A 16,187-nucleotide genomic window follows, 5' to 3' on the forward strand; every position below is an offset into this window, starting at 1 on the left:
GTTTATTCTGTTCTCATGGCTTCAATAGCGGATACATTCACGGCTTTGCGAGCGGGGAAATAGCCCGCCAGCACCCCGGCTACGACCAGCACCCCGGTAGCGGCCAGCGATATCCCTAGGCTGACGGTCGGGTGCCGGAATAAGGTAAGATCCTCGCCGGGATTTCCTCCGGATGAAGCGTTGTTCATCCCGCTCATCGTCATGCCATAGTCGATTAGCTCCGTCAACCCGATTCCCATCAGCATCCCGATGTAACCGAATATGGCGGTGATCATGATGGACTCTACGATGACAAGCTTCAATATCGAGGCCGGTTTCGCCCCGATCGCCTTCCGGATGCCGAACTCCCGGGTCCGTTCGCGTACGGTGATCAACATGATGTTGCTAACCCCCACGATACCAGCCATCAAGGTGCCGATACCTACGATCCAGATGAAGAGCAAGATACCGTCTGTCATCGTATTGAACATACGGATCTCATTGCCGGTCATCCACATACCGATGGCATTCTTGTCTGTCGGGTCGAATATGTGCTTACGTGCCATATACGACCGGAACCTGTTCTCGAAATCCTTGCACTCTTCTTCGGTGGAGACCCCGTTTACCGTAAAGTAAATGGAGCCGAACCCGAAGCCTTTATTATAAAGTTGTTGCGCTACGGTAAACGGTATATATGCGGGCGCGTTGTTACTCTTGTCGTCATCATCATAGATACCAACAACTTGATACATCATATTGCCGCATTTCACGTATTTACCCAGCGGGTCCTCGTTACGGAATAGCACTTCCGCCATACGGGGGCTTAGTATGATTACCTTGCGTGTAGCGTTCATATCCATCTTATTGATGAAGCGCCCGTTCTGGCTCGCTACATTAATATATATAATGGAATTGTAATCCTCGGATACGCCCCGCAGGTCGCCCACGATGTATTCTTCCCCATACGAGATGGTATCTGTTTGCGAAATGGTAGCCGAGCAGTATTCTATTTCCGGGAATGCCATCTTGATGCCGCTGAGATCCGCTTCCTTGAACTCGATCCTGCGGTTCGTGGGGTTACCTTTATAAGGCATGGTGGTATAGCGCCCCCAAACCTCCACGGTATTGGCGGAAAACCTCCGGAAGTTGAATATGATGCCGTTTCTCAACCCATTTCCCGCTCCCAGCAGGGTAATCAGCATAAAGATCCCCCATGATACGGCGAAACCGGTCAAGAAGGTACGGAGCTTGTTTTTCTTTATCGTGCTCCATATTTCCCTAAAATTGTCAAAATCAAACATGCGATTCTTCGTTTACGGTGTATTCAATCAATCCGTCTTTTACCCGGATAATCCGGTCGGTAGCTTCCGCCACGGATGGCTCGTGGGTAACGATCACCATGGTCATACCTTCTTGGTTTACGCTACGGAGGAGTTCCATCACTTCCACGGTCGTGGTACTATCCAATGCCCCGGTAGGCTCGTCGGCCAATATAATCTGCGGCTTGGCGATCAAGGCACGTGCGATGGCCACACGTTGCTTCTGTCCGCCGGACATCTCGTTCGGCATATGATCCGCCCAATCCTTCAATCCCACCATGTCGAGATATTCCAGTGCCATGGCGTTTCTCTTCTTCCGGCTTATGCCTTGGTAATAGAGTGGGAGAGCTACGTTCTCCACTGCGTTCTTAAACGAGATTAAGTTAAATGATTGGAAGATGAAGCCGATCATACGGTTCCTCAGCTCGGCGGCACGGCTTTCGCTTAGATTCTGAATCAACTGTCCGTTTAATAGATAGGTGCCCGTGTCGTACGTATCCAATATCCCCAAGATATTCAATAGGGTTGACTTCCCGGAACCGGACGCTCCCATGATAGATACCATCTCTCCCTTCTCTATATCTAGGTCGATACCTTTCAAAACGTGCAGTGGGGCTCCGTTAAAGTACGTTTTGTTTATTCCTTTCAGTTGAATCATCATATTATGTAGTTACTTTATATATTAGACGTACAGTTTGCTAAATAAGTTACACTGTTGGTGAACACTTTTATCATCTGGTTACAAATATATGTTTTACTAAGATACCTTGTATCGCAAGGTACTACTAATTATGTAATATTAACAAAGAGGTCTTGATTATAAGTAGATCCTTGTTCCTTTCCTCTGTATATTTTAGGCTAAACAAGCGGCTGTCTTACCCAATTCATAAGGATACATTCATCATGCACCAACTGATGCATGATCTTCTAACGGCTGGTGCATGATCATCTACCAACTGGTGCATGATCGTCCACCAGCCGTTGGACGATGAAGCTAACCTTATCTTTGCCCTAATAGATAAAGGGAAAAGCTTTAGGCTATACAGGCATAAACCCTTAACTTTGCGGCGAAATTCAAATAGCAGAAAGATTTATGGTAACAATTGGTACGCCCAAATCGGCTACGGCAACTAAAGTCGTGCTTTGTGGCTCGGGCGAATTGGGGAAAGAGTTTGTAATAGAGTTGCAGCGTTATGGCGTGGAGGTAATCGCCTTGGATAAGTATCCGGACGCTCCGGCCATGCAGGTGGCGCATCGTTCCTATGTGGTCTCCATGCTGGATGGCGATGCCTTGCGGGAGATCATCGAGAAAGAGAAACCGGATTATATCGTGCCGGAGGTGGAAGCGATCGCTACCCGTACCTTGATGGAACTGGAGGAAGAGGGATACCATGTGATTCCTACCGCCCGTGCCACTTGGCTGACGATGAACCGTGAGGGAATCCGCCGCTTGGCGGCCGAGGAACTGGGCTTGCCTACCTCGCCGTATCGTTTCGCCGAGACCGAGGAGGAATTCAAAGAAGCGGTGAAGGTAATCGGTATGCCTTGCGTGGTGAAGCCGATCATGAGCTCGAGCGGACACGGACAGAGCGTGGTTCGTGAGGAAAAGGATATCGATCGTGCTTGGCAGTACGCCCAAGAAGGAGGACGTGCTGGAGCGGGTAAGGTGATCGTGGAAGGTTTCGTGGATTTCGACTATGAGATTACCCAGCTGACGGTTCGGCATATCGGAGGAACGTCTTTCTTGGAACCCGTAGGACATGTTCAGGTGGACGGTGATTACCGGGAGTCTTGGCAACCGCAAGCCATGAGCCTTGCCGCTAAAGCGAAAGCCCGTGAGATCGCCGGTAAGATCACCGAGGCTTTAGGCGGACGTGGTATTTTTGGCGTGGAATTATTCATTAAAGGAGACGATGTCATATTCAGCGAGGTTTCCCCCCGTCCGCACGATACCGGAATGGTGACGATGATTACGCAAGATTTGTCTCAATTCGCTTTGCACGCCCGTGCGGTGCTTGGCTTGCCGATCCCTAATATCGTGTTTCATGGAGCGGGAGCTTCCCGTGCCGTTGTAGTGGAAGGGGACAGTGACCGGTTGTCTTTGGGGAATCTGGATAAGGTTTTGGAACAACCCGATACGCAGATGCGTTTCTTTGGAAAACCGGAAGTTCATGGACATCGCCGTATGGCCGTCTTGCTGGCTCGTGGTTTGGATGTGACGGAGGCAAGGGAGAAGACCGGAGTGATGATGGAGCGGTTAAATGTTAAATTGTGATGCTTCCTAGGATAAATGAACGTTTTGGTGTGTGTTGTGAATAAAATGTGAATATTTACAGACCTATTTTTCTATCAAAATAGTTTATTTTTGTCTCAAGTTTTTAAAGAGACATTTGATAATCTATAAACGCAGATTACATATGTTTGTTTCACTAAAGAGTGAAATCTGATTGCCGAAAGTTTGTACTTATTTTATGAATACAACAAATGGAAATATGGGCGTTGATTTGAAACGCTCTATTTCTATTCTCGGTGAAGATAAAAGAGTGAGCAAACAGATCAATAGCTAAGGGTGGGTAGATTTAACCAAACAGACATCCTTATCTCCTTTCGCCCACCCTAGCTATTGTTCTTATTTTACTTGGATTCCTTTTGTATTTCTCATGGTTTCCATCACGGCATGCGTATCTACTTGGGCCTTTTCTTGTATAAACTCCGGGAGGTTGTAAGTCCACAACAGGTCTTTATAATATTTTACGGGATTTTTTTGCGGCAGGAGGAATGGTTTATGGGCCGTACCTTTATCATCGATATAGGTAAAGAACGGGCGTGTGTATAATCCATCCAACCTGCGACTGCTAAATACCAGCCAACGATTGTTGTGGCTCCATGAATGGTAGCTTTCTCCTTCGGCGCTGTTCGCCTCGCTCAGCGGGTACGTCTTTCCGTCGGATAGGCGGATCATATATAATTCAGCGTCTTTATGCCAAACCCCGAAACCGCCATATTCCTGTAGGGTAAAAGCCAGATATTTACCATCCGGTGAGATTCTAGGGAAGGATACGCTTTTGTGATTGGCCCGGCCATTGTATAAAGTATCTACTTGCTGGCCTAGGGTGCGGGTTTCCGGGTCAAAGTCGACACGGCATAGGCTGTAGGTCATTTGTCTGAAATTCTTAGAAATAGAATCTACGGCGGCGGTCGAACTGAAATAGAGGCTCTTCCCGTCGGGAGAGAACGCAGGGAATATTTGCCATGCGTCTTTGGAATTTAACGCTTCGCAAGAGAATACCTCGTTCTTCTTCACGTCGTAGATCACGATATCGGAATTATGATCCAATACTTCCAGCGTATTGGGATTATTGATGAAGAAGTTTTGGTAGGTATCGCATACGGTGGCCGCCAGATAGTTACCATTCGGATGCCAATACATGTAGACAAAGTTTGAGACGGTCTCGGGAGTCTTGGTATTTAGCTTGGTGATTTTCTTTCCATCAATCAGTACGGAACCAGCGTGTTTGCCTCGCATATGGAAAATCATTTTATCCGGGTTCCCGGAGGAAAACGTATGGCAGTTTACGCAGTTATAGTCGGTTAGGCTATTCTCATAAATCACGCTTTGGTCATAATTCTCCAAGTTTCGTTGATAGATACCCATCCTGTTCCACATATCATTGCTCAAGGCTAATAACCGATAGGCTATATATTTATCAATGGAATCATTTGCGATGTCCATATGAAAAGGCGTATAGGCGTTCCATTCGCCCTGTATGCGTTTAGCAATGGTCAATTCTATTTGGTTTCCGGCATTCTCTTTCAATAAGGCTTTCCATCTCTTTTGTGGGATCTCAAAGAGCCCCTCATCACTATAGACTTGGAGTTGAGTCTTTTCCCCTTTAATGATAAGGCAGTGCTCACTGCTATCGGCGATAGAGAAATTGAGCGGGGCGATGTTCACAGGGATGGTCACATCCTTGTAATCCGGATAAATGGTTATTTCCTTGTTTAAGCTCTTGGCGATCTGTATGTCGTTTTTGGAGCATGAAACCATCAAGGCGATGAGAAAAAGGAAAAGATATCGGTTTGTATTTGTATAAGTCTGTCTTTCCATATGTGTTTTATTTAGAGAGTATCAAATAGTACCAGAAAGTAGGTTGATAGTCGGCTATTCCAGTCGCTAGATTTTGTCGGGCATGCCTTAGTCCCAATACACGTTGCTTGAATATCGAGAACTCGGACAGGACTTTATCGGTTACCCCATACTTGCGGCAATATTCCGGATCATGCTCCGCATAAGAGATCACGGCTTGTTGCAAGGGTTCGGGTAATATAGGGAGTACTTCCGTCCCACTGAATCTTTCAACAAACGTTTTTATAGCGGGCAGGTCTTTCGATAATAATAACGTACCGATCGTATAATCCAATGCGGCTTTATTCTGGGGATTCTCTTCCAATATAATCATCAGGTTATCAAACAATCCGATTATATTGGCGAAAAGGTCTTTGTCGCTGGATAGGCTTTTTCTTTTTGTACCTAATTCCGGGTCGCTCTCCACCGCTTGGTCATTATATAAGAACTTTCGTTGCGAGGAGGCCCATTCGTGATAGGCCCATGTCTTTTCCAATAAGGATATAAACTTCTCGGCTGCGGGATACTGTCCGTATATCAAATGGGATTTTATTAATAATTTGGTCATGACGGGACTGCCGTATGTAATTCCTACCGAGGTACCAAAAGCGAAATTGTATGCCAAGGACGTGATTCCTACATGGTAGTATATCTGGCTGAACAGGAAACTTTCCTCTATATGCGCTTGGTATTTTGAGACCAAAGATTGTATTCCGCTTTGCGGATATTTGAATAAATCAGTCTGCATGACACCCTTGTGGGATAAGGCAAGGTTTAAGCAATTCAGGTGTAAGTAGTTATTATAGTTTAGATCGGCGGACGAGATTATGGCGTCCCATTGCTCGGTATCTATGTAATGAAACATTTGCATCAACGTATAGAAATCTTTATTCCTCTGTTGAAGAGCCGTTTGCGTATAATACATACCGGATAAGGCAAGTAATGCTACGGCTACTAAAGCTTTTAAATAGGTTTTTATGTGATCTAAGTAACGTGATAGGAAGAATAGAAGCATAACGAGTAGCGCTACTTGCCAAGAGAAGCCGTAGAATGGTTCCAGCTCAATGAAATACTCTACGTAATCTTTCATCCAAAATACATAGTCATAATCGGGTTTACTGCCTCCTAGGACACATAGGGAGCCTACGATAAGTAGCAGCAGCAACGGGATGAAGCTTGCGTACCAGCGTTCGCATTTTTGTAATACATCAAATAGTAAGATGCTAAGGGCGAATAATATAGCTACAGATCCCATCGTGTAAAACAATCCGGTCGCCAGCAAGCAACCAATTAAGGTACGGTACGTCCAATTAAATCTTCGTGCGCTGTAACTATATACGTTAAGCGCCAATGACCAAAACAACATGGCTATCAGTCCTTCATAATGATAGCTATCTTTCATTAGGTAAAGATATTGGAATAGGATGGGGAGAAAGGCCAAGGGCATAAGATATAATGCCGGATGTATCTTTCGTAAGGTCAGCCAGAATAACCAACCGGAGATTCCACCGATCAAGGCGGTCACCAGCGATCCGATAAGCGGGATCCTGAAAAACTGTATCAAGAATTGAGAGATAAAAGTCGCTAGCCCCCCTATCTGCTTAAGTATGCTGAATATATAGGTGGAATCGAATAGGAAAATCTGCTGCTGTTCCCGATAAAAAAAGAGAGGCTCTTGCATGGTCTGCAAATGAAACCATAAGACGCCGGTCAATAGAATGAATGGAAGCGGTGGTAATATCTTCTTATATAAAGTACTCATGTGATTTATTCTATTTACGATAAGTTACGTCAATTCCTTTATCCTCTTTGGCTAGCGTGCTAAGCGCCCGGATATTGGAGGATACTTTTCCGGTAATAAACTCGGGTATATTATAAGATTTCATGAAACGGTGATAGTAGTCTGTGTCTTTCTGAGGCAAAAGGAAGGGCTTAGACGCATTTCCTTCTTCATCTATATAAGCAAAATAAGGACGTGTGTATAACCTGTCTATCCTTCGACTGCTGAAGACGATCCAGCGGCTGTTGCTACTCCATGAGTGATAGCTCTCCGTATCCGTGCTATTGGCGTTTTGCAAGGAATGAGAGATTCCGCTCGCTATATCCAGTAGATATAGATCTGCGTCTTTATGCCAGATCGAGAAGTTACCGTAGCCGGACAGCGTATATAACAAGAATTTCCCGTCTGGGGAAACACGAGGAAAAGAGGCGCTCTTCCCATCTTTTCCGGCATTGTATAAGGTATCTATACGGGAGCCGAAACTCCGGGTTACGGGATCGAACGCTATGGAGCAAAGGTTATATTTTACTTCTGAATATTCATGCGGCATGGAACGTGCCTCTGCCGAGCAGAAGTAAAGAGTCTTGCCATCGGGAGAGAATGTCGGGAAAGTCTCAAACGCTTTTGCTGTCCGAATGGAAGGCGTACTGATAATCTCATGCTTTTCCGTATCGTATACAACTACGTCGGATTGGCTGTCGAAGACCTCCACCCGGTTTTTGTCGTTGGCATGAAAGCTTTGGCTGGTCTGATTGACAGAGAAGGCTACGTATTTCCCCGATGGATGCCAAGAGGGATAGACCAAAGGCGAGATCGTCTGATCGGTCTTCGTATTTAATTTCTCGATCTTGTCTCCGTCGATCAGATAAGTGCCCGAATACTTATCCCTCATGTGGAACAGCATTTTATCGGGGTTTTGCATACAAAAAGAATGGCAATTCATACAGTTTTGACCGCTGTATTTGTTTTCCATGATAGGGCTTTGCTTATAATCTTCCAGATTCCGTTGGTAAATACCCATTTGATTCCAAAGCTCGTATCCGGGTTCGATCAAGCGATAAGCCAGATATGAATCCATGGGTTCCGGAGCGACGAATAGTGAGAATTCCGGATAGGCGAGCCATTCTTTGTCTTTTGCGTAGAGCTTTACTTGTATCGCTTTTCCTGTTGCTCTTTTCAGCAATTTTCTCCAATCGGATGCGGGAAGATAGAATTGTCCCCCTTTTTCCTTGACTTGTATCTTTTCTTCTCCGAATTTGAGTACGGCGAAAGCTTCCGTATGCGGATTTTGTATCTTGAAATTTAAGGGTGCGATATTATAAGGGATCGTCACATCCGCATAATCGGGAAATAATACAGGTTTCTCCGAGGTTTCTTTGCTTACCGGGATCGTATCCGAGCAGGATATTCCTAGTAGAATAAGAAATAAACAGGTGATATATAGAATATTTCTTTTCATGGTTGTTGATCATTTTAGAGTATAATAAGACCAATAAGTGTCTCCGAACGACTTCTTTATAAGTTGCGGAAGTTGTGGGTTGTTCCGGTTCTGCACGACTAAATTCCGATAACCTGCGAATTTGCGGATCACATTTCCGGATACGTTAAAACGCTTCCAGTAATCCACATCCTTCTCTGCTAATAGGATAACAGCCTCTTGGAAACTCACGGGGAGAGAGGGGAGTACCGGTGTTCCATAATACTTTTCTATCAGCCTTTGGAAAGCTTTCATGTCTTTAGACAGCAGATAGATAGCCCCGGTGAATTGGATCGGGAGCTGATTTTCCGGATCTTGTTCCGCACGGATAAGTAAATCATGTTCCAGTCCGTTGATACCGGATAAGTTACTTTCCTTCGGAAGAGCTTTTCGTTTAGGCCCTAATACCGGATCAGCTTCAATCGCTTTGTCGTTATATAAGAAGCCTCTATGCCGTTTGGCCCAATCATGATAGGCATATGTTTTTTCTAAGATACTGATATATTTCTCGGCGATAGGATACGTTCCGTAAATCAAGTTTGTTTGAACAAGCCGTTGCAGGTTCCGGGGATTACCGGCGCCAATTACGGTGACATACCCTTCAAAAGCCATCTCCTGCGATAATGCGATTTCCCCTAGCGTAAAATAGGCGTCGCTTAACAGGGTGGAGACCGTAAAGGTCTTGTTCCAAGAGGCGAGTAACCCTTGAGGACCGTGTTGATCAAAAGCGAACATCCGGTCTGCCAACTCCCCTTTTTCCGCAAGTGCCCTATTTAAGTAAGTTAAATATAAATAGTTTTTGATCGGCCCGTGACAATGCCGGATGATCTCGTCCCATTGTTCGGTACGGGCATAATAATCCAAGACTTTTAGAGGATAGGCTTTCTGGTCGTTATACCGTGGAATCGTTACCCAGCAAAGGAATAGGATTAGGATGAATTGAACGGTAAGCTCTATCCCTGTTTTTTTCTTTGATTGGTTTTTGCCTTTAGGATATACGAATGCCCCGATCAAGCTAAGCGGTAAACAGACCCATGCGAAATAGATGAGATTGGGAGCCGCCAGAATCGGGTGGTAAAAAGCGTCCGGTAAGAATGCGAAGCGATAACTGGTGATGGTAGTTGACCAGACACTTCCGATCCCGATAAACAGGTATTCAATTAAAACCGCTAAAAAATAGAACCCCTGTTTGGAACGGCTTATCGCTTCCTTGAGAACCACACTTAATGAGAATAGCCCGGCAATCGGTCCTCCTATCCAAAAAAGTAGTGGGGTGATTACCAATGCGGCGGATAGCCGGTAACAGGGATCTTTTATGCGCATCCATGCGTTCAGGCTAATCAAACAAAATAGGAATGCGATAGTGCCTTGTACTAAATAATTGAAGTCGTATTGAATCAATAATAAGAATAAAACCGGGAGTAAGTAAAGCAGGAAGAGCTCTTTATTTGGATTAATTTGCAGGATGATCTCCCTCATTGTTAAGCCGATAGACGTAAGTATAGCTGCGATAATGAAAGGCCCTGCATAAGGCGTAATAAAGAATTGTGTCAAGAATTCCCCGATAATCAAAGATAAACCTCCCGGACTGCTGATTTTATCCGCAAGATAATCTTCGGAAAACTGGAATAGTTGAAGCTGCTCGATATAGAAGAAATGAAACTTGCCGGTTATTTGCAAGAAACCCCCTAATAGGACAAACAGGATCAAACCGAGGAGTATTTGTTTATATCTCATGGCTAGAGTACACGTTTCATTTTGATTTAAAGTCAAACAAAGATACGATTTTTATCGGAAATACCAATCTACACAAAACGAAGTTAACTTAATTGGCACATGGAGTTAACTTCGTTGGCAAAGTATGTTAACTTCGTGAGCAAAGTAAGTTAACTTACTTTTGGGGATTAAAAAGCAGGCCGGACATATCACATGCCCGGCTGCCCTTTCTGACTGTTAACCCACTTGTTTATTTCCAGTTTTCATTCTGAACTAAAAGACCATCCATCTTTAAGATTTCATTATGAGGGATAGGCATTGTTGCCCATTTTGCGTTGTATGTACTATTGGAATATTTACCTAAATGCTTAGCTTCGTATTTCACGAAATCATTTAATACCTCGGATGCGATACCCCAGCGAGCTAAGTCATACCAGCGATGACCTTCCATCGCTAACTCGATACGACGTTCCCAACGCAGTGCCTCCAGCGCTTTGTCTTTTGATGCGAATTGAGAAGGTGGATATAAACCTATACGATAGTTTGCGGCAGCATCTGTACTTTGCTTCCCGTTAATCTTGTCATCCAAAACATAAGTAGAACTAGCCTCGGTCATTGTTGCCGGATCTACTGCCTTTACATAGCTATTGGCGGCACGAGCACGTACTTGATTAATGTATTCACCTGCTTGTTGAGGCTGTCCTAACTCGATCAAGGTTTCAGCGTACCAAAGCAATACGTCTGCGTAACGGATCAAGTGGAAGTTTTTAGCAGTGGAGTTTGTTTGCGTCGTGTTAGATAAGCTTCCTTTATCGGCTTTTCTAGGGATATTCTTCTTGTTTAGGTATAAACCTCCGTTAGAAACATCACGTACCCAACCATCCAACGCATTTGGCACTGTCCAATCTAAGAATGGAGTCTCGAAACGACCGGTAGAAACATCCAAACGAGGGTCTGTATAGACGGTCAAATCAGTGTGAGGTAAATTGTTCTCGTCTAAAGTTGATAACGCAGGATCATTACGATAAGAATCATCCATTTTAGGTAATCCGTTTGCGTCAACAATATGAGCGTTGACCATATCATAAGAGGGTTGATAGAATCCCCAACCTCCAGTTCCTAACGCTCCGCTGAAGCCGATGTGCCAAGCTCCGTTGATATTGGCAGTTTGTTCTACGGTGCCGGAAACTGCAGCTTGGACATCGAATACAGATTCTCCTGTCCAGTCACTTTCCCCTGCTGTATAGAGTTCCTCGTATGTATCTGCCAAGCGGAACTTAGTGCCTTTGTTATCTTTTCCGTTTGCGATTACATCTTCCAAAATCGTTTTAACTTCAGTCCAATGATTAGACGTTCCATTTTTTCCGTTATATGGAGAGGATTGGTACATCTTTACTTTAGCCAACATAGCGCCAGCTGCCCATTTGTTTACGCGTCCTGCCTCGGTCCAAGTGTCGGGCAGATTGTCATAGGCAAACTGCAAGTCTTCTACTATCTTATCCCAGATATAGATATAATTCCCATTCTCATCCACATTAGAGACTTGTGGGTTCACGTTCTCTTTCATGGCTATGTCATCTACATAAGGAACAGCCGCTCCAAATAATTTTACGACCTCGAAATGGAAGAAACCGCGTATGAAGCGGGCTTGGGCGATTGTTTCCGTATAGAAGTCTTTACTTTGGCCTGCTATAGCCGAAAGCTCTTCTTTTGCTAAATCCGCTACCTTGATTACGTTGTTTGCGGTGAATACCCCATGGTAACTATGTGCCCATTTTGTTTCAAAATAAGCGTTGTCAGTTGTAAATGTATAAGTTTCCAAGCTGGTAAAGTCTGGTTGGTCTTGGAAAGTTGAACCTTTGTTTGCGTCACCTCCCATTACGTCACCATATACATAGTTGGTCAATGTCGAACGGAAGTATCCATCATTCGCATCTGTAGAGTTTAATCTAGCGTACATACCAGTTAGCAACTGAGTAATACCTTCTTGCGATACAAAATCCGGTTCCTGTTTATTTGTGACTGGCTTCACATCCAAGAAATCGGAGCAAGCAGTCATGCTTCCCATCGTGGCGGCAATGACTGCCGCATATATAAATAGATTTTTCATCTTGTTTCAATTTTTAGTTAGCAAATATTTGTTAGAATGTCACATTTACACCCATGATAAATTGGCGTGGCATACCATAAGAACCGAAATCGGTACCCATCGTACGGTCATTGGAACGACCGTCTGTATCTGTACGAACCTGTGGGTCTAGTCCGGAGTAACCAGTCAATGTGAATACGTTTGCTATTTGACCATAGATGCGGATCTTCTCAAACTTGATTTTATCTAAAATACTCTTTGGAAGTGTATAACCTAAAGTCAACGTTTGCATGCGTAAGAATGAACCATCTTCTATATAGCCGGAATTAGACTCATTTGCGGCGATTGTACTCTCACCATTAGCGGTTGCCCACATAGGATAGATACCATCAGGGTTGGTTACAGGATGCCATGAATTGTCGCGACGATCTTTAGAATAAGCGGACTGTAAGGAACCATAATGTGTATAATATTTATACATGGCGAATAGATCATTGCCTACGGAGAAGTACATATAAGTACTTAAGTCGAATCCTTTCCAGTTAACACCTAAGTTGATACCTCCTGTTAAATCCGGATGTGGGTTTCCAATGAATGTACGGTCACTAGCGTCGATCTTACCATCGTTGTTCACATCTTTTACTTTGAACTGACCTACATAATTGGCAGCGTTTAACGTAGAAGCATCAGATGTACCATATGGCAATACTGTTCCACCGGCATCATTCTTATAGTTACGGACTTCTTCTTCACTCTTATAGATACCATCTAGCTGATAACCGTGGAATTCACCGATTGCATGTCCCTTCATCAATACGTTCATGTTGGAAATACGAGTTCCGGTAAAGATTCCGGCATCAGTACCAATCTCATCCAGTCTATTCTTGTAATGCGACAAGTTTACGCCTACAGAGTAACCTACCTCACCGATTTTATCATTCCAAGTAATATTCAAATCAACACCTTTGTTCGTCATATCACCGATGTTTACTTTCGGCTTGTCAGCGGCACCGGCCAAAGCAGACCAGTTGGCATCGATCAACATATCAGAAGTTTTCTTGATGTAGTAGTCGAAGTTGGCGGTTAATCGTTGATTAAAAGCTGTAATATCGAAACCTGCATTAAACATCTTAGATGTTTCCCATTTTGCCTCGATATCACCAAGATTGGTTACGCCAAATCCTTGATATACCTCTGTGTCAGAACCATTGATGCTATAGAGATAACGGTTACCAGTACCATATTGGAATGCCCAGTTATATGAATCGATATTGGAGTTACCGGTTGTACCGTAACCGGCACGAATCTTCAAATCGTCTAACCAAGTACGTGATTTCTCCATGAATTTCTCGTCCGACATACGCCAACCTAAAGAGATAGAAGGGAATGTACCCCAGCGATTCTTTTCAGAAAAACGAGAGGATGCGTCGCGACGTACCGTAACTGTAGCCAAATATTTACCTTGGTAAGCATAGTCCGCACGAGCGAACATACCGAACATGGTGGATACAGCGTTCTGGTTTCCGCTATTTCTTAAGTCAGAGCTAGCACCGTTGTTGATTACCCAAGTGTTGGGATCATCTTCGAATGGATAGTTGATACGACCTGCCTGGATCCAACGTCCTAAACCCTCACGAAGTGCCTCTGTACCAATCACAGCATTGATCGTATGATCGTCGTTGATTGTTTTGCTATAAGTAGCGGTGTTTGTCCATTGATAATCTAACCAATAGTTTGCTTGCTCGTAGAACTCGTTGTTGTTACGTCCTTCTTTATTGGTCATGATCGTACGTTTGTTCATCCAGAAGTCCCATGCGCCACCTAAACGTGCGCTGAACTGAGTACGGATCTTCAAATTCTCTCCAAGGCTTTCTAAAGGCATAATCTCTGCGTAGATAGCTGATTGGGCACGTAAGAAACGACGACGATTGTCCTTGCCATAATCAACGGACATTGGTGCGCTCTCAGCACGTCCTCCTTCGGCATTTTGTGAACCGGAATAATCACCGCCAACTGTGTAGATAGGTACCCAAGGTTGGATGGAGAAGGTCTTACCGAAGGTATTATCATCACCTTGACGACCGCGTTCTCCTGAGTTCTCGATTACGGCGATGTTGGTATTCTGACCGATATTGAACCACTTGTTCACGAAGAAGTTTGTATTCGCACGCAAGGAATAACGACGGAACCATGACTCCTTGATCGTACCTTCACGATTCATGTAGCCTAAGCCTACTGAATAAGTCGCTTTTTCACCACCTCCGGTGATAGAAATCTGGTGATCTTGCACCTTACCGGTTTGAACTACTTCGTCGTACCAATTCGTGCCGGCACGAGCTTCTTCCTCAGAGTAGCCGTCCTCAAGCATTTGGTAGTAAGCGGAACGAGACCAAGTGTTCTCACCATTGTCTTTGTAAGAAGCTTCCCAAGCTGCGATACTGCCGTATTGAGAGATGATCTGTTCTTTACTATAACCAGCAGGTTTGATAGCATAAGGCATTGTTAAATGACCTGTACCGTCTTTACCTATTGAACCGAACTGGGCGTGGTTTACTGTTTGGCCACCGCGGTAGTTGAATAAATTACGTTGCCCTTCTTCTTGGAATTCCATAGCTTCCCAAGCGTTCAACAGACCATAACCGTCATTGGCCATCTTGGCTACACCGAAGTAACCGTTATAAGATACTTGTACACGGTCGTTCTTTTTTCCTTGTTTAGTCGTGATAACGATAACACCATTTGCACCTTTCGCTCCATAAATAGCGGAAGCAGCAGCGTCTTTCAAGATCTGCATGGATTCAATATCATTCGCATTTACCGCATCGATATCTACTCCTTGTACACCATCGACAATGATCAACGGGTCTGAGCCGTTTACGGAACCCACACCACGTATACGAATCGTTGTCTCCCCTAATGGACCACCACCTGCTTGTACAAATACACCAGCAGCTTTTCCTTGCAAAGCCTCAGCGAAATTGGAAACAGGAGTCTCTTTTAACTCATCCGTAGCGACAACAGCCACAGATCCGGTAATATCCTTCTTCGCTTGTGTACTATAACCAGTAACGACGACTTCATCCAAAGCTTGTGAATCCTCGACCAGCGTGATCTTGATGTTTGTCTGATTACTCTTCAAAGTAACCTCTTGAGTTACGTATCCGATATAAGAGACTACTAAGATGGCGTTTGCGGGCACATTCTCTATAATGGCTCGTCCATCCATATCAGAAATATTTCCGATAGTAGTTCCTTTTACGACTACGTTGGCTCCAACGATAGGACCAGATTTATCCACGATGTGGCAGTTAATCTGTCGTCCATCTTGCTGGACACTCATAAATCCCGTACTAGGTGTAGGATACAGATGATCTGTTTCTGTTGCAAAGGCCGTTCCGGCTCCGTACAGAAGAAAAGAAGCTCCTAAGACTAATGGCTTCCATGATACAACATTTCTCATACAAATTTAGAATTTAAGGTATAATAAAATAAAAAACACAAACTTTTAACAAAATGAATTCACTACTCTCTCATACCTCTAAGGTATATTACATCTGTTTACATCTTAAAATAAGTAAACATCACTCTCTTCTTTTCAACTTCTTTTGTGTAGCTTCTTCATTATCATGGTTTTAATTATGAAAATCACTTCTTGTTTTTTTCATGATATTAAAAAAAACGACTAGTTGAAACGATCGTTT

At 44.1% G+C, this 16,187-nt stretch carries 9 protein-coding genes; 1 reads left to right on the top strand and 8 read right to left on the bottom strand.

All coding sequences use genetic code 11. From position 1 onward, the window contains the following. Positions 1-2 precede the first annotated feature (2 nt). Positions 3-1,280, bottom strand: a complete 1,278-nt coding sequence (locus NBH07_RS17500) for an ABC transporter permease (protein ID WP_005859307.1) — start codon at positions 1,278-1,280, stop codon at positions 3-5. Next, complete coding sequence (locus tag NBH07_RS17505) at positions 1,273-1,956, bottom strand: ABC transporter ATP-binding protein (RefSeq protein WP_039848575.1); 684 nt, start codon at positions 1,954-1,956, stop codon at positions 1,273-1,275. The genes NBH07_RS17500 and NBH07_RS17505 overlap by 8 nt, the downstream gene beginning before the upstream one ends. Before the next feature lie 435 nt (positions 1,957-2,391). On the opposite strand from NBH07_RS17505, the gene purT reads away from it, so the two are divergent. Continuing rightward, positions 2,392-3,573: a formate-dependent phosphoribosylglycinamide formyltransferase gene (gene purT, locus NBH07_RS17510; RefSeq protein WP_009016928.1), complete on the top strand. Its 1,182-nt coding sequence runs from the start codon at positions 2,392-2,394 to the stop codon at positions 3,571-3,573. A 354-nt stretch (positions 3,574-3,927) separates the two neighbouring features. On the opposite strand, the gene NBH07_RS17515 is transcribed toward purT, so the two are convergent. From NBH07_RS17515 to NBH07_RS17540, 6 genes are all read right to left on the bottom strand, one after another. Next, positions 3,928-5,406, bottom strand: a complete 1,479-nt coding sequence (locus NBH07_RS17515) for a TolB family protein (RefSeq protein WP_009276218.1) — start codon at positions 5,404-5,406, stop codon at positions 3,928-3,930. Positions 5,407-5,413: 7 nt separating this feature from the next. Then, positions 5,414-7,186, bottom strand: coding sequence for a DUF6057 family protein (locus NBH07_RS17520; RefSeq protein ID WP_009016930.1), 1,773 nt, complete (start codon positions 7,184-7,186; stop codon positions 5,414-5,416). 10 nt (positions 7,187-7,196) lie between these two features. Further along, the gene (locus NBH07_RS17525; RefSeq protein WP_009016931.1) at positions 7,197-8,663 is read right to left on the bottom strand and encodes a TolB family protein; all 1,467 of its coding nucleotides are present in this window, start codon (positions 8,661-8,663) and stop codon (positions 7,197-7,199) included. Positions 8,664-8,672: 9 nt separating this feature from the next. After that, on the bottom strand, positions 8,673-10,418 hold the full coding sequence (locus NBH07_RS17530) for a DUF6057 family protein (RefSeq protein ID WP_005859295.1): 1,746 nt from the start codon (positions 10,416-10,418) through the stop codon (positions 8,673-8,675). Between the two features lie 229 nt (positions 10,419-10,647). Further along, positions 10,648-12,507 carry a RagB/SusD family nutrient uptake outer membrane protein gene (locus NBH07_RS17535; RefSeq protein WP_005859293.1) on the bottom strand — a complete coding sequence of 620 codons (1,860 nt, stop codon included), beginning with the start codon at positions 12,505-12,507 and terminating at the stop codon, positions 10,648-10,650. Between the two features lie 31 nt (positions 12,508-12,538). Then, entirely contained in the window at positions 12,539-15,946 is a 3,408-nt protein-coding gene (locus NBH07_RS17540; RefSeq protein ID WP_005859291.1) for a SusC/RagA family TonB-linked outer membrane protein, read from the bottom strand. Positions 15,947-16,187 lie beyond the last annotated feature (241 nt).

The sequence above is a fragment of the Parabacteroides sp. B2-S-102 genome (assembly GCF_023656665.1).
GTDB lineage: Bacteria > Bacteroidota > Bacteroidia > Bacteroidales > Tannerellaceae > Parabacteroides > Parabacteroides distasonis.

Excerpts from the sequence above, each read along its gene's own strand:
- NBH07_RS17500 (WP_005859307.1), bottom strand. The coding sequence starts at position 1,280 with ATGTTTGATTTTGACAATTTTAGGGAAATATGGAGCACGATAAAGAAA.
- NBH07_RS17505 (WP_039848575.1), bottom strand. The coding sequence starts at position 1,956 with ATGATTCAACTGAAAGGAATAAACAAAACGTACTTTAACGGAGCCCCA.
- purT (WP_009016928.1), top strand. The coding sequence starts at position 2,392 with ATGGTAACAATTGGTACGCCCAAATCGGCTACGGCAACTAAAGTCGTG.
- NBH07_RS17515 (WP_009276218.1), bottom strand. The coding sequence starts at position 5,406 with ATGGAAAGACAGACTTATACAAATACAAACCGATATCTTTTCCTTTTT.
- NBH07_RS17520 (WP_009016930.1), bottom strand. The coding sequence starts at position 7,186 with ATGAGTACTTTATATAAGAAGATATTACCACCGCTTCCATTCATTCTA.
- NBH07_RS17525 (WP_009016931.1), bottom strand. The coding sequence starts at position 8,663 with ATGAAAAGAAATATTCTATATATCACCTGTTTATTTCTTATTCTACTA.
- NBH07_RS17530 (WP_005859295.1), bottom strand. The coding sequence starts at position 10,418 with ATGAGATATAAACAAATACTCCTCGGTTTGATCCTGTTTGTCCTATTA.
- NBH07_RS17535 (WP_005859293.1), bottom strand. The coding sequence starts at position 12,507 with ATGAAAAATCTATTTATATATGCGGCAGTCATTGCCGCCACGATGGGA.
- NBH07_RS17540 (WP_005859291.1), bottom strand. The coding sequence starts at position 15,946 with ATGAGAAATGTTGTATCATGGAAGCCATTAGTCTTAGGAGCTTCTTTT.